Here is an 18110-nt window from a genome sequence, read left to right as displayed (position 1 = left end):
GCGAAAAAAACGCACGACGCGGGCAAAGACTATCGCTGTTGTCGGCGTCTAACTTCTGCCAACGTTTTCTCCGCAACCCGCGTCGCGGCACACCCTACTGACACCACGCTGTCAGCAGCACCCCCGCACACTTCTCCTCACGCCATCCGGCGCTTTACCCGGCTTACCCGCCCGTCACAGGAGAATGTCATGTCCGCATCATCCAAAGTTGTTGCATGGTTCGAGATTCCGTCGATCGACTTCGATCGCGCCGTTCGCTTTTACGAAGCCGCGCTCGACGTCGAACTGAATCGCCAGGAAATCGGCGGCCAGCCGATCGCGGTCTTCGGCTATGAAGAACCGGCGACGGGCGGCGCGATCGTCCACAGTCCGTCGATGACGCCCACCGGCGACGGCGTGCTCGTCTATCTGAACGCGCAGCCGACCGTCGACGCCGCGCTCGCCCGTGTCGAGCAGGCCGGCGGCAAGACCGACGGACCGGTGATCAAGCTGCCGCAGGACATCGGCTACATTGCGTTTTTCACGGATACGGAAGGCAACCGCCTCGGCCTGCATTCGCGGACCAACGGTTAACGGCGACACGACACGACGCGGCGCGGCGCGGCGCAGCGCTCACGTACAACGTGCACAGCCTGCACGGCAACGTCATAGCAACGTCCAGGGCCCGCGCAAGCGCCGCGCAACGGCTGAGCGTAGCGCAGACCGAAACGCAAACCGGAGCGCGGCATGCGGCGCTATCATCGCGGAACTGTTCCCGTCCTTTTCTACAAGACGCCCACGATGACGCGCCGCGCCGACCGCCTGTTCCAGATCGCCGAACTGCTGCGCGGACGGCGCCTGACCACCGCGCAACAACTCGCCGACTGGCTGAACATCTCACTGCGCACCGTCTATCGCGACGTGCGCGATCTGCAACTGTCGGGCGTGCCGATCGAAGGCGAAGCCGGCATCGGCTACCGGTTGAGCCGCGCGGCGAGTCTGCCGCCGCTCACCTTCACCGCCGACGAACTGGCCGCGCTCGCCGCCGGCGCGCGGATGCTCGAATCGTGGGGCGGCGCCGGCTTTGCGAGCGGCGCACGCGGGGCGCTCGCGAAGATCGCCTCGGCAATGCCCGCCGACAAGCGCGCGACGCTCGAACGCCTCGCGATCTTCGCGCCGTCGTTTCACATCAAGAGCGATTTCTCCGCGCAACTGGACGCGCTGCATCGGGCGATCGATGCAAGACATGTGGTGAGCTTTGCCTATACCGACGTGAACGGCGCGGCGACCGAGCGCCGCGTCTGGCCGCTCGCGCTCGCCTATTGGGGCGCACGCTGGACCCTCGGCGCGTGGTGTGAATTGCGCGGCGACTTCCGCAATTTCGGGCTGGAGAAGATCCGGGATCTTCAGATGCGCGAACCCTATCCGGATCAGGAAGGCAGGCGGCTCGCGGACCTGTTGCGGCATGTGAACGCGAAGCCGAAATAAAAATCGCGGCCCGCCGCGAGGCAAGCCGCGAATCGCCAACGCGTGCTTATTCGACCGCCTTCACCATATCCTCGATCACCTTCTTCGCGTCGCCGAACACCATCATCGTCTTGTCCATGTAGAAGAGATCGTTGTCGAGACCGGCGTAGCCCGCCGCCATCGAACGCTTGTTGACGATCACGGTGCGCGCCTTGTACGCCTCGATGATCGGCATGCCCGCGATCGGCGACTTCGGGTCGTTCTTCGCCGCCGGGTTCACCACGTCGTTCGCGCCGAGCACCAGCACCACGTCCACCTGACCGAACTCGCCGTTGATGTCGTCCATCTCGAACACCATGTCGTAAGGCACTTCGGCTTCGGCGAGCAACACGTTCATGTGACCCGGCATCCGTCCGGCCACCGGGTGAATCGCGTACTTCACCTCGATGCCCTTCTCGACCAGTTTGTCGGTCAGCTCCTTCAACGCATGCTGCGCGCGCGCCACCGCGAGACCGTAACCCGGCACGATCACCACCGTTTCCGCGTTGCCGAGCATGAACGACGCATCGTCGGCCGAACCCGATTTCACCGGACGCTGCTCCGCCGCGCCGCCCGCCGCCGCCGCACCCGGCTCATTGCCGAAGCCGCCGAGAATCACATTGAAGAACGAGCGGTTCATCGCGCGGCACATGATGTACGACAGGATCGCACCCGACGAGCCGACGAGCGAGCCCGCGATGATCAGCATCGGATTGTTCAGCGAGAAGCCGATGCCCGCCGCCGCCCAGCCCGAGTACGAATTGAGCATGGACACCACCACCGGCATGTCCGCGCCGCCGATCGGGATGATGATCAACACGCCGAGCACGAACGCGATGATCGTCATGATGATGAACGGCAGCCACGACTGCGTGAGAAAGAAGATGATGCCGAAGCCGAGCATCCCAATCGCGAGCATGAGGTTGATCAGATGCTGACCGCCGTACACCACCGGCGCGCCCTGGAACAGCCGGAACTTGTACTTGCCCGACAGCTTGCCGAACGCGATCACCGATCCGGAGAACGTAATCGCGCCGACGAACGTGCCGATGAATAGCTCGACGCGATTGCCATACGGCAGAAAGCCCGGCACCGGGTTCTCGGGATCGATCAAGCCGAACGCCGAGGGCTCCGACACCACCGCATACGCGATGCAGACAGCGGCAAGACCGATCAGCGAGTGCATCGCCGCGACCAGTTCCGGCATCTTGGTCATCTCGACGCGCGCCGCGACGAACGCGCCGACCGCGCCGCCGATCACCAACGCAACCAGCAGCAAGCCGAGCCCGAGGCCCAGATTCGAGCCGAGCGTGGTGGCCTGTTTGGCGATCAGCGCGATGGTGGTGAGGATCGCGATCGCCATCCCGACCATGCCGAAGGTATTGCCGATGCGCGCCGTCTTCGGATTGGACAGCCCCTTGAGCGCCTGAATGAAGCAGACCGACGCGACCAGATAAAGCAGCGTGACGAGGTTCAGGCTCATTACGCGTTCCCCTTGGTCTTGTCCGCGATGAGTTTCTTCGGCTCTTTCTTGCGGAACATCTCCAGCATTCGCCGCGTCACGAGAAAGCCGCCGAACACGTTGACCGCCGCGAGCGCGACGGCGAGCGTGCCGAAGAACTTGCCGGGCGCGCCGAGCGTGAGGCCGGTTGCGAGCATCGCGCCGACGATCACGATCGCCGAGATCGCGTTGGTCACGGCCATCAGCGGCGTGTGCAACGCGGGCGTGACATTCCAGACCACGTGGTAGCCGACGTAAATCGCCAGCACGAAGATGATCAGATTGATGACGGTGTGGTTGAGCACTTCCATCGCCGTTTCTCCTGGTGGATTCGTTTTATGTCTTGCGCGTGACTTCGCCGTCGCGGGCCAGCAGCGTGGCCGCGACGATATCGTCCGCGAGATCGATGTTCAGGGCGCCTTCCGTCGTGATGATCAGCTTGAGGAAGTCGAGCAGGTTGCGCGCGTATAAAGACGACGCGTCGGCGGGCACCATCGAGGCCAGATTCGTATAGCCGACGATCGTCACGCCGTGTTTGCTCACGACCTGGTCCGCCTCGGTGAGCGGGCAGTTGCCGCCGCGCCGGCCTTCGTACTCCGCGCCGCGGCCCGCCGCCAGGTCGATCAGCACCGAGCCGGGTTTCATCGCCTGCACCGTTTCCACCGAGATCAGCGTCGGCGCGGCGCGGCCAGGAATCAGCGCGGTGGCGATCACCACATCGGCCTGTTTCGCGCGCTCATGAACGAGCGCGGATTGCCGTTGCAGCCACGACGGCGGCATCGGCCGCGCATAACCACCGACGCCCTGCGCGGCTTCGCGCTCCTCGTCGGTTTCGTAGGGCACGTCGAGAAACTTGGCGCCGAGCGATTCGATCTGCTCCTTCACCGCCGGACGCACGTCGGACGCTTCGATCACCGCGCCCAGGCGCTTGGCGGTCGCGATCGCCTGCAAACCCGCCACGCCCGCGCCGAGAATCAGCACGCGCGCCGCTTTCACGGTGCCCGCGGCGGTCATCAACATCGGCATGAAGCGCGGATAAAGCGTGGCCGCCAGCAGCACCGCCTTATATCCCGCGATGTTCGCCTGTGACGACAACACGTCGAGGCTCTGCGCGCGCGTGGTGCGCGGCGCGGCTTCGAGCGCGAAGGCGGTGACGCCGGCTGCCGCGAGTTTCAACGCGTTTTCGGCGTTGAACGGATCGAGCATGCCAATCAGCGTCGCGCCGCGCTTGAGGAGCGGCAGTTCGGCATCGGTTGGAGACTGCACCTTGAGGACGAGATCGGCGCCGAACGCGGTGGCCGCGTCGACGATTTCGGCGCCGGCGGCTGTGAAGGCATCGTCAGGAAAGCTCGCGCCGGAACCGGCGCCGCTCTGGATGGTGACCCGATGGCCCTGGGCCACGTACTTCTTGACCGTTTCGGGCGTCGCGGCGACGCGGGTTTCGTGCGCGCGCGTCTCGGCTGGCACTCCGATGTGCATCGTTGTTCCTCCTCGACTTCCTGTTTTACGACAGATCGCCGACGAGGCACGCCGGCTTACGAGTGCAACGGCTAACGCCTCACTTTAACCGAAACACGGGGGTGCGCAGAAATCGGGGACAATCCGGGGGCGCCCGGCCGGGCGGGCGGCTTGCACATCGCAGCCGCTGCGCACGCAATCGCCGGCTCTCCGGCCCATGCGCCTGCCGCCAGCCAAGGCGAGCGGTCGCCCGCATTCCGGCAGCCCCCGCCCATAAACGGTAAAATGCGCAGCCATGAAACCGGAAACCTGGTTGCCGCACGTGACCGTCGCGGCCATCGTCGAGCGCGACGGGCGCTTTCTCATGGTCGAGGAAAATACCGCCGACGGCCTGCGCCTGAATCAGCCCGCCGGCCATCTGGAGGCGGGTGAAACGCTTCTGCAAGCGGTAATCCGCGAAACGCTCGAGGAAACCGCCCATCCCTTCGAACCCGAAGCGCTGGTCGGCATGTACATGACGCATTTCGAGCGGCCCGGCAGCGAGGGGGTGACGTATCTGCGCTTCACCTATTGCGGCACGGGCGGCGAACCGAACGCGGAGTGCGCGCTCGATCCCGACATCGCCCGCACGCTGTGGATGAGCGCCGACGAATTGCGCGCCTGTGCCGAACGGCATCGCACGCCGCTCGTCATGCAATGCCTCGACGACTACCTCGCGGGCCGGCGTTTCCCGCTCGACTTCGTGCATACGCATTCGGTCGCGCAAAAACGGCCGTAGCCTGATGAGCGGCCAACCCACGATCAATGAAGTCACGCAGTACCCAGTGAGCATCTTATGAGCAAGCAGAAAGTCGTAGTAGGCATGTCGGGCGGCGTCGATTCGTCGGTGACCGCATGGCTGCTGAAGGAACAGGGCTACGACGTGGTCGGCCTGTTCATGAAAAACTGGGAAGACGACGACGACAGCGAATACTGCTCGACGCGGCAGGACTGGATCGACGTCGTGTCGGTGGCGGACCTGATCGGCATCGACGTCGAAGCGGTCAACTTCGCGTCCGAATACAAGGACCGCGTGTTCGCCGAATTCCTGCGCGAATATTCGGCCGGCCGCACGCCGAATCCGGACGTGCTGTGCAACGCCGAAATCAAGTTCAAGGCCTTTCTCGACCATGCAATGTCGCTCGGCGCGGAAACCATCGCGACCGGCCACTACGCACGCGTGCGTGAGAACAACGGCCGCTTCGAATTGCTGAAGGCGTTCGACCATACGAAGGATCAGTCGTACTTCCTGCATCGGCTGAATCAGGCGCAGTTATCGAAGACGCTGTTTCCGTTGGGCGAGATTCCCAAGACCAAGGTGCGGGAGATCGCCGAACAGATCGCCCTGCCGAACGCGAAGAAAAAAGATTCGACGGGCATCTGCTTCATCGGCGAACGGCCGTTCCGCGATTTTCTGAATCGCTATCTGCCGACCAGGCCGGGCCCGATGAAAACCACCGACGGCAAAGTGGTCGGCGAACACATCGGCCTCGCGTTCTACACGTTCGGCCAGCGCAAGGGTATCGGCCTCGGCGGCAGCAAGGACGGCAGCGGCGAGCCGTGGTTCGTCGCCGGCAAGGACATTCCGTCGAACACGTTGTACGTCGCGCAGGGCCACGACCATCCGTGGCTGCTCAGCCATACGCTCACTGCGGGCAATACGAGCTGGGTCGCGGGCGAGCCGCCCGCGGACGGCTTTGCGTGCGGCGCGAAAACCCGTTACCGGCAAGCGGATGCGCGCTGCACGTTCGGTGCGGCTGCAAGCGCGGCTGCAAGCGCGGCAAACGCCGGCGAAGGCCTCTTCGCGCTGAACTTCGACACTGCGCAATGGGCTGTCACACCGGGGCAATCGGCGGTGCTCTACGATGGCGACGTGTGTCTCGGCGGCGGCATCATCGAACACGCGGTGACCGGGCAGCCGACGGCACGTCAGCCGCAAACGGCCGCGCTGCTGACCGCTCGCTAGGCGCCGCGTTGCACCGTGCGGCAAGGCTCGTCATCGCCGCACGCGTTTTATCTTTACGCTTCAAGTTCACACCGCGTCTTCTGATTCGACACTGCGCGCTCCACGCGTGCGTTGCATCTTCAAGTCGCAGCCAGCTTCACCATAAGAAGCAGTCGTTCGTTTTCCCTCGTGGGCGGATTCCGCCGGCGCAATCCGCGCCGACGATCCCGCCATGACGATCCTCACTGCACCGGAGTCTCCATGTTTTCTCGGCGTTATCTGGCCATGTGGTGCGCAGCCGTGCTGCTCGCCGTTTGCGCGGCGCTCGCCGCAACGCACCGCATTGCGTGGTTCTGGCTCATCGTGCCGGCGGCGCTCGTCGCGCTCGGGGTATTCGACCTGGCGCAGCAGCGCCACGCGATTCTGCGCAACTATCCGTTGTGGGGACACTTGCGCTTTCTGTTCGAATTCATCCGCCCGGAAATCCGCCAGTATTTCGTCGAGAACGATACCGACGAGAAGCCGTTCTCGCGCGCTCAGCGCAGCATCGTCTACCAGCGCGCGAAGAACGACGTCGACAGCCGCCCTTACGGCACCGAGCTCGACGTGAAGGCCGTCGCGCACGAATGGATCAGTCATTCGCTCGCGCCGACCAGGCTGGATAGCCACGACTTTCGCATCGTAGTGGGAGGCGAGCGCGCGCAGCCTTACTCGATGTCGATCTTCAACGTCTCCGCGATGAGCTTCGGCTCGCTGTCCGCGAACGCGATCATGGCGCTGAACCTCGGCGCGAAGAAAGGCAACTTCGCGCACGACACGGGCGAAGGCTCGATGTCCAAGTATCACCGCGAGCATGGCGGCGACATCATCTGGGAAATCGCGTCGGGCTACTTCGGCTGCCGCAACGACGACGGCTCCTTCAGCGCGGAAAAATTCGCAAGGCAGGCCGCCGAGCCGCAGGTGAAGATGATCGAAGTGAAGCTCTCGCAAGGGGCGAAGCCCGGTCACGGCGGCGTGCTGCCGGCCGCCAAGATCACGCCGGAAATCGCCGAAACGCGCGGCGTGCCGATGGGCCGCGATTGCATTTCGCCCGCCACCCATTCGGAGTTCTCGACGCCGCGCGGCCTGCTCGAATTCGTCGACCGCTTGCGCACGCTGTCCGGCGGCAAGCCGACCGGCTTCAAGCTGTGCATCGGCCATCCGTGGGAATTCTTCGGCATTGCGAAGGCGATGCTGGAGACGGGAATCTTGCCGGACTTCATCGTCGTGGACGGCGCGGAAGGCGGCACGGGCGCGGCGCCGCTGGAATTCACCGACCACGTGGGCGTGCCGTTGCAGGAAGGGCTGCTGCTCGTGCACAACACGCTGGTCGGCATCGGCTTGCGGCAACGCATCCGCATCGGCGCGAGCGGCAAGATGATCACCGCATTCGACATCACGCGCACGCTGGCGATCGGCGCCGACTGGGTGAACGCGGCGCGCGGCTTCATGTTCGCGGTCGGCTGCATTCAGGCGCAGACCTGCCACACCGGGCGCTGTCCGACCGGCGTCGCGACCCAGGACCCGGTGCGCCAGCGTGCGCTCGTCGTGCCGGATAAGGCCGACCGCGTGTTCAGCTTCCATCACAACACGCTGCATGCGCTGAAGGAAATCATTCAGGCGGCGGGCTTGAAGCATCCGGCGGAATTACGCGCGCATCACATCGTGCGACGGGTGTCGTCGCATGAGGTGCGGTTGATGTCGGAGTTGTTGAAGTATCTGGAGCCGAACGATCTGCTGAACGGCACCTATCGCTATTCGCTGTATGAGAAGTGGTGGCCGGTGGCGCAAAGCGATTCCTTTGCGCCGAAGGTGGGGTTGGCGGTGGCTTGAGTCGGATTCCGTCCGACCCCGCAAAACGGACACCCCCCTCCCCTTTCCGTTAAAATCCAAGGTTTAGCACTTCGCTCCACGGTCGCCTCGCGCGCTTCGGCGCTCGCGGCGCGACCCCATGCCCGAAAGGCACTTCATGCTCACGTTTCAGCAAATCATCCTGACAATGCAGTCCTACTGGGACAAGCAGGGTTGCGCATTGCTCCAGCCGATCGACATGGAAGTCGGCGCGGGCACGTCCCACGTTCATACGTTTCTGCGCGCGGTCGGCCCGGAACCGTGGCGCGCCGCCTATGTGCAACCGTCGCGCCGTCCGAAAGACGGCCGCTACGGCGAGAACCCGAACCGCCTTCAGCATTACTACCAGTACCAGGTGGTGCTCAAGCCGGCGCCGGAAAATATCCTCGATCTGTACCTCGGCTCGCTCGAAGCGCTCGGCTTCGACCTGAAGCAGAACGACGTGCGTTTTGTCGAGGACGATTGGGAAAACCCCACGCTCGGCGCATGGGGCCTCGGCTGGGAAGTGTGGCTGAACGGCATGGAAGTGACGCAGTTCACCTACTTCCAGCAAGTGGGCGGTCTCGATTGCAAGCCGGTGCTCGGCGAAATCACCTACGGTCTCGAACGCCTCGCCATGTACTTGCAGAAGGTCGAGAACGTCTACGACCTCGTCTGGACCGAATGGGAAGAACAAGGTCCGAACGGCCCCGAAATCCGCCGCCTGACCTACGGCGACGTGTACCACCAGAACGAAGTCGAACAGTCCACGTATAACTTCGAGCATGCGAACGTCGAGTTGCTGTTCTCGATCTTCAACAGCTACGAGGCGGAAGCGAGGCGCATGATCGAGGCGCAAATCGCGCTGCCCGCCTACGAACTGGTGCTGAAGGCCGGTCACACCTTCAATCTGCTCGACGCGCGCGGCGCCATTTCCGTCACGGAGCGCGCGGCGTATATCGGCCGCATTCGTGCGCTATCGAAGCTGGTCGCGCAGGCTTACTACGATTCGCGCGAAAAGCTCGGCTTCCCGATGCTCGGCAATCCGGTGCACGGCGTGCCCGGCCTCACCACCGACGCGCAAGATGCCGCGATGCCCGCCTGGGCGCCGCCGCTGAAAGTCGAACGCAAGATCGACCAGGACTGACGAGAACACCAAGAAATGACTCATCCCCATCAAGCTACCCTGCTCGTCGAGCTGCTGACCGAAGAACTGCCGCCCAAGGCGCTCGCGCGTCTCGGCGAGGCCTTCGCCGAAGGCATTGCGCAGCGCCTCGCGGCGCGCGACCTGATCGAAGGCGACCTGTCGTTCGAACGCTACGCAACGCCGCGCCGTCTCGCCGTCACGATTAAAAACGTGCGTGCGGTCGCGCCGGAAAAACACATGCGCGAAAAAGTGCTGCCGGTTTCCGTCGCATTGGATAAAGACGGCCAGCCCGCCGCGCCGCTCGCCAAGAAACTCGCCGCGCTCGGCTTCCCCGATTTTTCAGTGAGCGACCTGGAGCGCGCGCAAGACGGCAAGGCGGAGGCCTTCTTCCTGCGTTACGCGGCGCCCGGCGCCACGCTCGCCGAAGGACTGCAAAGCGCGCTCGACGAAACGCTCGGCAAGCTGCCGATTCCGAGGTTCATGACGTATCAGCGCCCGGACGGCACCAATGTGCAGTTCGTGCGTCCCGCGCATCGTCTCACCGCACTGCACGGCGAGCGGATCGTGCCGGTCAGCGCGCTCGGCATCGACGCCGACGACACCACGCTCGGCCACCGCTTCCTGTCCGAAGGCTTCGTGCAGATCCAGCACGCGGACGCCTATGCCGACACGCTGATGCACAAAGGCCGCGTGGTCGCCAATTTCTCCGACCGCAAGGAAACCATCCGCACGCACCTGCTCGCGCAAGCCGACGGCGATCAGGTGGTGATGCCCGAAGCGCTGCTGGATGAAGTGACGTCGCTGGTCGAATGGCCGGTGGTCTACGCCTGCCGTTTCGAGGACGAGTTCCTGCAAGTGCCGCAGGAATGCCTGATCCTGACGATGCAGACGAACCAGAAATACTTCGCGCTCACGGATGCGAACGGCAAGCTGCGCTCGCGCTTCCTGATCGTGTCGAACATCGAAACGGCCACGCCGGGCGATATCGTCGAAGGTAACGAGCGTGTGGTGCGTCCGCGCCTGGCCGACGCGAAGTTCTTCTTCGAGCAGGACAAGAAGAAGCCGCTCGCCGAGCGCGTGCCGCTGCTCGCGAACGTCGTGTATCACAACAAGTTGGGTTCGGCGCTGCAACGCGTCGAGCGCGTCGAAGCGCTGGCCGGCGCGATCGCCGGGTTGATCGGCGCGGACGTGGCGCTCGCCATGCGCGCCGCGCGTCTCGCAAAGGCCGATCTGATCACCGACATGGTGGGCGAATTCCCCGAGCTGCAAGGCACGATGGGCACGTACTACGCGCGCCACGACGGCGAGCCGGAAGAAGTCGCGCTCGCGTGCTCGGAACACTATCAGCCGCGCTTCTCCGGCGACGCATTGCCGGCCACCGCAACCGGCACCGTCGTCGCGCTGGCCGACAAGCTCGAAACGCTGGTCGGCATCTGGGGCATCGGCCTGCAACCCACCGGCGAAAAAGATCCGTTCGCGCTGCGCCGTCACGCGCTCGGCGTGCTGCGCATCCTCGTCGAGAAGCAACTGCCGGTCGACGTGATCGAACTGCTGCGCACCGCTTACGCGCAATTCGCCGCGGTGCCGAACGTCGCCGATTCCACGCAGGCGATCTACGAATTCTGCATGGACCGTCTGCGCGGTCTGCTGCGCGAACGCGGCTACGCGCCGGGCGAAATCGACGCGGTGTTGGCGCTCGATCCCACGCGTCTCGACGACATCGTCGCGCGTCTGGATGCGGTGCGCGAATTCGCGGCACTCGCCGAAGCAGCATCGCTCGCCGCGGCCAACAAGCGCATTTCCAACATCCTGAAGAAGTCGGAAGGCGCGACGAACGGCGGCGTGCAGGCCGCGCTGCTCGTCGAATCGGCGGAAAAAGCCCTGCATGCGCAGCTCGAACAGGTCGCGCCGCGCGTGCAATCGCAGCTTGCCGCACGCGACTACACGGGCGCGCTAACCGCGCTCGCCGCATTGCGCGAATCGGTCGACACGTTCTTCAACGACGTGATGGTGAACGCCGACGATGCCGCGCTGCGCGCCAATCGGCTGGCTTTGCTCGGCGCGCTGCATCAGCAGATGAATTGCGTCGCCGACATTTCGCGACTCGCCGCCTGAGCCCCGCGCCATGCCGACCAAAAAAGTGGTGATCCTCGACCGCGACGGCGTGATCAACGCCGACTCCGACGCGTTCATCAAGTCGCCCGACGAATGGGTCGCGCTGCCCGGCTCGCTCGAAGCCATCGCGCGGCTGAGCCAGGCCGGTTATCGCGTCGCGGTTGCGACCAACCAGTCCGGCATCGGCCGCGGGCTCTTCGACATGAACGCGCTCAACGCGATGCATCTGAAAATGCATCGCATGGCGGCGGCGGTCGGCGGGCGCATCGACGCAGTGTTCTTCTGCCCGCACACGGCGGACGACCACTGCGAGTGCCGCAAGCCGAAGCCGGGCATGCTGCAGATGATCATCGAGCGCTTCGACGTCGATCCGGAACATACGCCCACGGTCGGCGATTCGCTGCGCGATCTGCAAGCGGGCGCCGCGCTCGGCTGCCCGATTCATCTGGTGCTGACCGGCAAGGGCCGTAAGACGCTCGCGGCCGGCGGCCTGCCCGAGGGCACGCGCGTCCACGACGATCTGCGCGCGTTCGTGCTCGACTTCCTCGCCGACGCTCAAGAGTGACGCGCGCCACGCGCGTCCCCAACCCTCACCGACCACGCCGATGCGCTTCATTCGTTCTTTCCTGCTGCTGATCTACTTCGTTCTGTTCACGGTGCCGTACGCAACCGCGTGCTTCATCGCGTTCCCGTTCATGCGCGCCGACCACCGCTACTGGATGGCGGCCGGCTGGTGCCGCGCCACGCTCAACACGGTGCGTTGGCTGAACGGCATCCGCTACAGGATCGAAGGCTATGAGAACCTGCCCGACGGTCCCGCCGTGCTGCTGTCCAAGCATCAATCCGCATGGGAAACGCTGGCGTTTCCGGCGTTGATGCCGCGGCCGCTGTGCTACGTGTTCAAGCGCGAGCTGCTGTACGTGCCGTTCTTCGGCTGGGCGCTCGGCATGCTGAAGATGGTTCACATCGACCGCAAGGAAGGCAAGTACGCGTTCGAGTCGGTCATCAGGCAAGGCAAGGCGCGCATGGCCGAAGGCGCATGGGTCATCATGTTTCCGGAAGGCACGCGCACGCCGACCGGCAAGCAGGGCAAATACAAAACCGGCGGTGCGCGTTTTGCGATCGCCACCGGCGCACCCGTCGTGCCGATCGCGCACAACGCCGGACGCGTGTGGCCTCGCAACTCGTTTCTCAAATATGCGGGTATAGTCACAGTGTCGATCGGCAAGCCGATTGAGACGACGGGGCTCACGCCCGACGAAGTGAACACGCGCGTCGAAAAGTGGATCGAAGCTGAAATGCGTCGCATCGATCCAACCGCGTACCGCGCGGCGGAAAGCAGTTCCGCCGCCGCACCAATCTGACGCGCCCACGCCCTCGAAGGCGTATTTGCGCGAAGCCTAATCCGATGCAGAAGTCTCCTACGCCGCAACCCGCTGCGGCGCTCGATAACCGGCAGCTCGATCTCCCGCTTTTTGCCGAGCCGGGATCGACGTCGTCGTCACCGTCACCGTCCGCGCCTGCGCCCGGCTCTTCAACGGGCTCGCAAGGCGGCCAGCAACCGGCCGTGCCGCTCGCGCCGGACGGCAGCAAATTGCGCAGCCTCGCGCTCGGTTCACGCACGCTCCATTACGCGCTCAAGCGTTCCGCGCGCCGCTCGATTGGTTTTGCAATCGACAGCACCGGTCTCACGATCACCGCACCACGCTGGGTCACGCTCGCCGATATCGAAACCGCGATCACCGAGAAGCAGCGGTGGATTTTCACGAAGCTGATCGAATGGCAAACACGTGTGGAGCAGCGCGCGTTGCCGAAGGTCGATTGGAAAGACGGCGCGCAAGTGCCGTATCTCGGCCAGCCGGTGCGCGTGACACTCGGTTCGCCGCAAGGCACGCTCGCGTTCAGCGTGGACGATGCGGCGCTGCAACTGCCGTTGCCGCTGCAAGCGGATCCGCAGCAGATCAAGGACCGCGTGCAAGGCTGGCTGCAAGGCGAAGCGAAGCGCGTGTTCGGCGAGCGTCTGGCGATTTACGCGGAGAAGCTGGGCGTGAACTATCGCGCCTATGCGCTCTCGTCGGCGGCCACGCGCTGGGGCAGTTGTTCGAGCGACGGCAAGATTCGCCTGAACTGGCGGCTGATCCATTTTCCGCTTTCGATCATCGATTACGTCGTCGCGCACGAACTCGCGCATTTGCGTGAGATGAATCACAGTCCGCGCTTCTGGCAAACGGTCGAGTCGATTTTTCCCGAGTTCCGCGAAGCGCGGCAGACGTTGAAGTCGCATCCGCCGGAGTTGCTGCCGACGCTTTGATGCGGCTCACTCAGTGCAGAACGTTTCCTGCAAATGGCGCCACGTCACCCTGCCGTGCGCGTCGAGGTTCATCACCGCCGTGGAGCGCCGCACGTTCGCGTTGCCCGCGTTGTCGCGCTGATACTCCCGATATTTCACCACCGCGCCCGACGGATAGTCGGCGACGATCTCTCTATCGCGGATGCTGATCCGCGAGCCGGGACGCGCGCCGCGCAGCTTCGCGAAGGTCTCGCGCAACGCGGCGTGATCCAGCACGAGACCGGACGGCATGATCAACGTGAATGGCTCGGCGAAACGCGCCATGATGCGCTCGAGCGCACCGTCATCCGCTGAGCCGTCGAACAGAGCCTCGATTTCGACGTGGATGTCGTCGAGTTCCTTGAAGTAGGGATTGCTGTTATTCATTGCCCGATCTCGGCCAGGGACGCGTGTCTTACGTCATTTCTTCTTCTGGATGAACTCGATCTTATAGCCGTCCGGGTCCGTCACGAACGCGATCACCGTGGTGCCGTGCTTCATCGGGCCCGCTTCGCGCACGACGTTGCCGCCCTGGGCCTTGATCTTTTCGCATGCGGCATACGCATCTTCAACCTCGACGGCCAGATGCCCGAAACCGTTGCCGAGATCGTAGGACGGGGTGTCCCAGTTGTGCGTCAGTTCGATGACCGTGCCGTCGCGCTCGTCCGTGTAGCCGACGAAGGCCAGCGTGAATTTGCCGTCGGGATAGTCGTCACGGCGCAGCAGTTTCATGCCGAGGAGTTCGGTATAGAAAGCGATGGAACGGTCCAGGTCGCCGACCCGGAGCATGGTGTGAAGCAGGCGCATTGTGCACTCCCTGTTGCGTGATATGGAGACCGTCAATGTACCCGGAATCACGCGGCGCTGCAGCGCGCCACACGCCGCGAGGCGTGCTCAGAACCGATGCCGCACGCCCGCCATCAAGCCGATCTGCGTGCCCTTCTGCGCGAGTCCCGCGCCGTTCACGCCTTGCAGTTGCGCGCCGATCAGACCGCCCCGATAGAGCGAGTAATCGCCTTCCAGATAGACGTCGGTGCGCTTCGAGAGGTCGTAGTCGGCGACCAGTTGATACTGCCAGGCGGAGCCGTCCTGCGCGGCGCGCTTGCCGTCCTGCAGCGTGCGCCACACGTTCGCGGCGAGGTGCCATGCATTGCCGACTTGCTGCGTGATGCCGCCCATGATCATGCGGCGCCGCGAAAAGTCCGTGTACTTCAGCGCCACGAGCGCGGCCGCGGAGAACGGCCCGTTGGCGAACGTCGAAAAGCCGGCGTCGTTCTGATTGACGATATAGCCTGCGGAAAAGCGGGTCTTGTTCCACGTGTACGAGCCGCCGAAGGTCCATGCCGTGGCGGACGAGCCGTTGACCGAATCCTTCGATACTTCATAGGCGCCGCCAATGCTGAACAGACCGCCCGCCGGCGCATAAGCCGCGGCCGCGCCGATCTGGCTGCCGTATGAATTGCCCGCGTTGCCGCCGAACGCGTAGCCCGCGGCGAAATTGAAGCCGTTATATCGCGCCTGATACTGCACCTGGTTGCTGGTCCAGATACCGCCGGTCATCGTCACTTCCGGCTGGAAGCTGAAATCGTAGGGGATCCAGAGATTGCTGCCGTAGCCGGCCACCGAAATGCCTTCGATCATCAGGTTGTACTGACGCCCAATGATCACCTGGCCATAAACATTCGAGCGGATGCCCACTTGTGCTTCGTTGAAGAACGGCAAGGTGGGGTCGCTCTGCCCGCCGTTGATATAAAAACGGTTTTCCAGCTTGAAGAAAGTCGACCAGCCGCCGCCCAGGTCCTCGACGCCCTTGAGCCCCCAGCGGCTCTCCGTCATGCCGCCGGCGCCGAGCCCGAGCGACGAATCGCCGGCCTTGTTGGCGTGGGTCAGATAACGCACGCTTTCGTCGACCACGCCGTACAGCGTCACACTGGACTGAGCCTGCGCCATCGGGCAAGCCAACGACGCCAGCGCCGCGGGCATCACGATCGCCGTCCACCTCCTTGCCTTGCTCATCTCGTCTCCTCGTCCGGGTTCCGCATTGTGCGGATACGGTTCGTCTGTTTTGGCGGCACGAATCGACTCATCACACGCACGGTCCACCCGACGAAACGCATGTGGCGCAACCTTAGCGCGAAACGGCAACGGTAAGAAATTAGTGTGACGTGGGTGTTGTTAAGTCCGCGAATCGTGGGCGGCGAAGAACGAAGCACGCGCGGGCGGTGGGGTCATCGCGAAGCTCGGCGGGCAGGTTTGTTATCGTACGGCCAGCAATCACCGACCCTTCATATGGCCATCCCCCCATGAGCACTACCGCCCTGCCCGCGCGCCGCGCCCCCGATAGCTTCGCGATCGTGCTGATGATCGGTTTGTGCGCGATCTGGGGACTCCAGCAAGTCGCGATCAAGAGCACCAACGCGGCGCTGCCGCCGCTCTTTCAGGCGGGCTTGCGCTCGGCGATCGCCGCCGTGCTGGTGTGGGGCTGGGCGCGTTCGCGCGGCACGCCGCTCTTTCGCGACGACGGCACGCTCGCCGCCGGCCTGTTCGCGGGCGTGCTGTTCGCCGGCGAATTCGTGTGCATTTTTCTCGGTCTGACGCTGACCAGCGCGTCGCGCATGGCGGTCTTTCTGTACACCGCGCCCTGCTTCACGGCGCTCGGCCTGCACTGGTTCGTCGACGGCGAGCGCATGCGGCGGATTCAGTGGGTCGGCATCTTCGCGGCGTTCGCGGGCATGACGCTGGCGTTCGCGGACGGCTTTCTGCACGGCCATCCGGCGCAGGGCTCGACGCTGCGAGGGGTCGCCGGCGACGCGCTCGGCGTGCTGGCCGGCGTCGCCTGGGCCGCGACCACGGTGGTCGTGCGCGCCACGCGTCTCGCGCAATCGAGCGCCAGCAAGACGCTGTTCTATCAACTGACGGTGTCGGCGGTGGTGCTGCTCGCGCTAGCGCTGGGACTCGGCCAGGCGCGCGTCGAAGCCGTCACGCCGCTGGCCGTGATGAGCCTCGCGTATCAGGCGGTGGTGGTCGCGTTCGTCAGCTATCTGGTGTGGTTCTGGTTGTTGACGCGGTATAGCGCATCGCGCCTGTCGGTGTTCTCGTTCCTGACGCCGCTGTTCGGCGTGACCTTCGGCGTGCTGTTGCTGGGCGAATCGTTCAGCCTGCGCTTTCTGATGGCGGCGATGCTGGTATTGACCGGCATTGCGCTCGTCAACGCGCCGGCAAAACGGGTTGCCGGTTAAGGGCTGAGGAGATTTTCAGGTGCGCCGGCAAGCGCATGGCGCGCCTCGTTCGAACGAACCTGTTTGTGACTGACAGACACGGCACGCGTCGACTCAAGCTTCGTCCGCGTCGCTCCCACCGGCTGCCGCGCCGCGCGACGGCAGCGCCTGAACCACCTGCGCCACGCGCACATATTCGGCAACCGGCACATCTTCCGCGCGACGCTGCAAATCGAAGCCGAGCGCGTCGAAGTCCACCGAATCGCGAAACGCGCCCAACGTGTTGCGCAGCATCTTGCGGCGCTGCGAGAACGCCGCCGTCACCACTTCGCCGAGCACGCGCTCGTTCACGGCCGGCAGTTCATGCAGTTCGTAGGGAATCATCCGCACGATCGCCGAGTCGACCTTGGGCGGCGGATTGAAGGCTTCGGGCGGCACGTCGAGCTGCTTGTCGATCACGTAACGGTATTGCAGCATCACCGAAAGACGGCCGAACGCCTTGGTGCCCGGCTCCGCCACCATCCGCTCGACGACTTCGTTCTGCAGCATGAAGTGCTGATCGATGACGCGCTGCGCGAACGCGGTCAGATGAAACAGCAGCGGGCTCGAAATGTTGTACGGCAGATTGCCGACGATGCGCAGCGACGCTTTATCTCCGGGCGCGGCCAGCGAGCCGAAGTCGAAGGCGAGCGCGTCGCCCGCATGCAGTTGCAGCAGGTCGCCGAATTTCGTCTTGAGACGCCCGATCAGATCGCGGTCGAGTTCGACGGCGTGCAACGGCGACTCGGGCGTCGCTAGACGTTCGATCAGCGGTTCGGTGAGCGCGCCGAGACCCGGGCCAATCTCGACCATGCGTTCGCCGCGCCGCGGCCGGATGACGTCGACGATCGAATCGATCACGCCCATGTCGACCAGGAAGTTCTGACCGAAACGCTTGCGTGCGATATGACCTTGGTGCCGGCCCTGTTGCTGTCTGCTGGTGGACATCGAAGAAACGCTAAGAA

The 18110-nt window shown here is 64.3% G+C and carries 18 protein-coding genes; 11 read left to right on the top strand and 7 right to left on the bottom strand.

The features are described from left to right. The first annotated feature begins 189 nt into the window (after positions 1-189). Positions 190-573: a VOC family protein gene (locus tag CUJ90_RS02315; RefSeq protein WP_083084589.1), complete on the top strand. Its 384-nt coding sequence runs from the start codon at positions 190-192 to the stop codon at positions 571-573. Positions 574-726: 153 nt separating this feature from the next. Beyond that, entirely contained in the window at positions 727-1467 is a 741-nt protein-coding gene (locus tag CUJ90_RS02310; protein ID WP_073428245.1) for a helix-turn-helix transcriptional regulator, read from the top strand. 46 nt (positions 1468-1513) lie between these two features. Here the strand turns inward: CUJ90_RS02310 and CUJ90_RS02305 are convergent, their stop codons facing one another. The 3 genes from CUJ90_RS02305 to CUJ90_RS02295 are packed head-to-tail and all read right to left on the bottom strand — an operon-like array spanning position 1514 to position 4465. Next, entirely contained in the window at positions 1514-2968 is a 1455-nt protein-coding gene (locus CUJ90_RS02305) for an NAD(P)(+) transhydrogenase (Re/Si-specific) subunit beta (protein ID WP_114161890.1), read from the bottom strand. Next, positions 2968-3297, bottom strand: coding sequence for an NAD(P) transhydrogenase subunit alpha part 2 (locus CUJ90_RS02300; RefSeq protein ID WP_073428247.1), 330 nt, complete (start codon positions 3295-3297; stop codon positions 2968-2970). Before CUJ90_RS02300 ends, CUJ90_RS02305 begins: the two co-directional genes overlap by 1 nt. A 25-nt stretch (positions 3298-3322) precedes the next feature. Next, positions 3323-4465 carry a Re/Si-specific NAD(P)(+) transhydrogenase subunit alpha gene (locus CUJ90_RS02295; RefSeq protein ID WP_114161889.1) on the bottom strand — a complete coding sequence of 381 codons (1143 nt, stop codon included), beginning with the start codon at positions 4463-4465 and terminating at the stop codon, positions 3323-3325. Between the two features lie 274 nt (positions 4466-4739). Between CUJ90_RS02295 and CUJ90_RS02290 the strand changes: the two genes are divergently transcribed. The 8 genes from CUJ90_RS02290 (at position 4740) to CUJ90_RS02255 (ending at position 13870) form a co-directional block, all read left to right on the top strand. Then, a complete protein-coding gene (locus tag CUJ90_RS02290) occupies positions 4740-5222 on the top strand; it encodes an NUDIX hydrolase (protein ID WP_073428249.1) in 483 nt (160 codons plus the stop codon). Between the two features lie 57 nt (positions 5223-5279). Beyond that, positions 5280-6449, top strand: coding sequence for a tRNA 2-thiouridine(34) synthase MnmA (mnmA, locus tag CUJ90_RS02285; RefSeq protein ID WP_114161888.1), 1170 nt, complete (start codon positions 5280-5282; stop codon positions 6447-6449). A gap of 240 nt (positions 6450-6689) precedes the next feature. Continuing rightward, the gene (locus CUJ90_RS02280) at positions 6690-8300 is read left to right on the top strand and encodes an FMN-binding glutamate synthase family protein (RefSeq protein ID WP_114161887.1); all 1611 of its coding nucleotides are present in this window, start codon (positions 6690-6692) and stop codon (positions 8298-8300) included. 136 nt (positions 8301-8436) lie between these two features. Then, positions 8437-9444, top strand: a complete 1008-nt coding sequence (gene glyQ, locus CUJ90_RS02275) for a glycine--tRNA ligase subunit alpha (protein WP_073428304.1) — start codon at positions 8437-8439, stop codon at positions 9442-9444. Between the two features lie 15 nt (positions 9445-9459). Beyond that, complete coding sequence (glyS, locus tag CUJ90_RS02270) at positions 9460-11559, top strand: glycine--tRNA ligase subunit beta (RefSeq protein ID WP_114161886.1); 2100 nt, start codon at positions 9460-9462, stop codon at positions 11557-11559. A gap of 10 nt (positions 11560-11569) precedes the next feature. Beyond that, a complete protein-coding gene (gmhB, locus tag CUJ90_RS02265) occupies positions 11570-12124 on the top strand; it encodes a D-glycero-beta-D-manno-heptose 1,7-bisphosphate 7-phosphatase (protein ID WP_073428253.1) in 555 nt (184 codons plus the stop codon). A gap of 40 nt (positions 12125-12164) precedes the next feature. Further along, positions 12165-12923 carry a lysophospholipid acyltransferase family protein gene (locus tag CUJ90_RS02260; RefSeq protein WP_073428254.1) on the top strand — a complete coding sequence of 253 codons (759 nt, stop codon included), beginning with the start codon at positions 12165-12167 and terminating at the stop codon, positions 12921-12923. Between the two features lie 44 nt (positions 12924-12967). Further along, positions 12968-13870, top strand: coding sequence for a M48 family metallopeptidase (locus CUJ90_RS02255; RefSeq protein WP_114161885.1), 903 nt, complete (start codon positions 12968-12970; stop codon positions 13868-13870). 6 nt (positions 13871-13876) lie between these two features. Here CUJ90_RS02255 and CUJ90_RS02250 read toward each other — a convergent pair whose 3' ends face one another. From CUJ90_RS02250 to CUJ90_RS02240, 3 genes are all read right to left on the bottom strand, one after another. Beyond that, on the bottom strand, positions 13877-14275 hold the full coding sequence (locus CUJ90_RS02250; RefSeq protein WP_073428256.1) for a DUF4440 domain-containing protein: 399 nt from the start codon (positions 14273-14275) through the stop codon (positions 13877-13879). A 33-nt stretch (positions 14276-14308) separates the two neighbouring features. Then, the gene (gene gloA / locus CUJ90_RS02245; RefSeq protein ID WP_073428257.1) at positions 14309-14695 is read right to left on the bottom strand and encodes a lactoylglutathione lyase; all 387 of its coding nucleotides are present in this window, start codon (positions 14693-14695) and stop codon (positions 14309-14311) included. An 87-nt stretch (positions 14696-14782) separates the two neighbouring features. Next, the gene (locus tag CUJ90_RS02240; protein ID WP_114161884.1) at positions 14783-15904 is read right to left on the bottom strand and encodes a porin; all 1122 of its coding nucleotides are present in this window, start codon (positions 15902-15904) and stop codon (positions 14783-14785) included. 287 nt (positions 15905-16191) lie between these two features. Here CUJ90_RS02240 and CUJ90_RS02235 point away from each other — a divergent pair, with 287 nt between their 5' ends. Beyond that, positions 16192-17127: a DMT family transporter gene (locus CUJ90_RS02235; protein WP_114161883.1), complete on the top strand. Its 936-nt coding sequence runs from the start codon at positions 16192-16194 to the stop codon at positions 17125-17127. Positions 17128-17220: 93 nt separating this feature from the next. Here the strand turns inward: CUJ90_RS02235 and rsmA are convergent, their stop codons facing one another. Continuing rightward, on the bottom strand, positions 17221-18093 hold the full coding sequence (gene rsmA, locus CUJ90_RS02230) for a 16S rRNA (adenine(1518)-N(6)/adenine(1519)-N(6))-dimethyltransferase RsmA (RefSeq protein WP_114161882.1): 873 nt from the start codon (positions 18091-18093) through the stop codon (positions 17221-17223). Positions 18094-18110: the final 17 nt, after the last annotated feature.

It is taken from the genome of Paraburkholderia terricola (assembly GCF_003330825.1).
GTDB classification, from domain to species: Bacteria; Pseudomonadota; Gammaproteobacteria; order Burkholderiales; family Burkholderiaceae; genus Paraburkholderia; species Paraburkholderia terricola.
The sequence above is the reverse complement of the archived record's forward strand: the minus strand, read 5'-3'. Positions and strand labels throughout refer to the sequence as shown.

Coding starts and splice junctions, on each gene's coding strand:
- glyS (WP_114161886.1), top strand. CDS start 9,460: ATGACTCATCCCCATCAAGCTACCCTGCTCGTCGAGCTGCTGACCGAA.
- CUJ90_RS02240 (WP_114161884.1), bottom strand. CDS start 15,904: ATGAGCAAGGCAAGGAGGTGGACGGCGATCGTGATGCCCGCGGCGCTG.
- CUJ90_RS02315 (WP_083084589.1), top strand. CDS start 190: ATGTCCGCATCATCCAAAGTTGTTGCATGGTTCGAGATTCCGTCGATC.
- CUJ90_RS02290 (WP_073428249.1), top strand. CDS start 4,740: ATGAAACCGGAAACCTGGTTGCCGCACGTGACCGTCGCGGCCATCGTC.
- gloA (WP_073428257.1), bottom strand. CDS start 14,695: ATGCGCCTGCTTCACACCATGCTCCGGGTCGGCGACCTGGACCGTTCC.
- rsmA (WP_114161882.1), bottom strand. CDS start 18,093: ATGTCCACCAGCAGACAGCAACAGGGCCGGCACCAAGGTCATATCGCA.
- CUJ90_RS02310 (WP_073428245.1), top strand. CDS start 727: ATGCGGCGCTATCATCGCGGAACTGTTCCCGTCCTTTTCTACAAGACG.
- CUJ90_RS02280 (WP_114161887.1), top strand. CDS start 6,690: ATGTTTTCTCGGCGTTATCTGGCCATGTGGTGCGCAGCCGTGCTGCTC.
- CUJ90_RS02300 (WP_073428247.1), bottom strand. CDS start 3,297: ATGGAAGTGCTCAACCACACCGTCATCAATCTGATCATCTTCGTGCTG.
- CUJ90_RS02260 (WP_073428254.1), top strand. CDS start 12,165: ATGCGCTTCATTCGTTCTTTCCTGCTGCTGATCTACTTCGTTCTGTTC.
- mnmA (WP_114161888.1), top strand. CDS start 5,280: ATGAGCAAGCAGAAAGTCGTAGTAGGCATGTCGGGCGGCGTCGATTCG.
- CUJ90_RS02255 (WP_114161885.1), top strand. CDS start 12,968: ATGCAGAAGTCTCCTACGCCGCAACCCGCTGCGGCGCTCGATAACCGG.
- gmhB (WP_073428253.1), top strand. CDS start 11,570: ATGCCGACCAAAAAAGTGGTGATCCTCGACCGCGACGGCGTGATCAAC.
- CUJ90_RS02305 (WP_114161890.1), bottom strand. CDS start 2,968: ATGAGCCTGAACCTCGTCACGCTGCTTTATCTGGTCGCGTCGGTCTGC.
- glyQ (WP_073428304.1), top strand. CDS start 8,437: ATGCTCACGTTTCAGCAAATCATCCTGACAATGCAGTCCTACTGGGAC.
- CUJ90_RS02250 (WP_073428256.1), bottom strand. CDS start 14,275: ATGAATAACAGCAATCCCTACTTCAAGGAACTCGACGACATCCACGTC.
- CUJ90_RS02235 (WP_114161883.1), top strand. CDS start 16,192: ATGAGCACTACCGCCCTGCCCGCGCGCCGCGCCCCCGATAGCTTCGCG.
- CUJ90_RS02295 (WP_114161889.1), bottom strand. CDS start 4,465: ATGCACATCGGAGTGCCAGCCGAGACGCGCGCGCACGAAACCCGCGTC.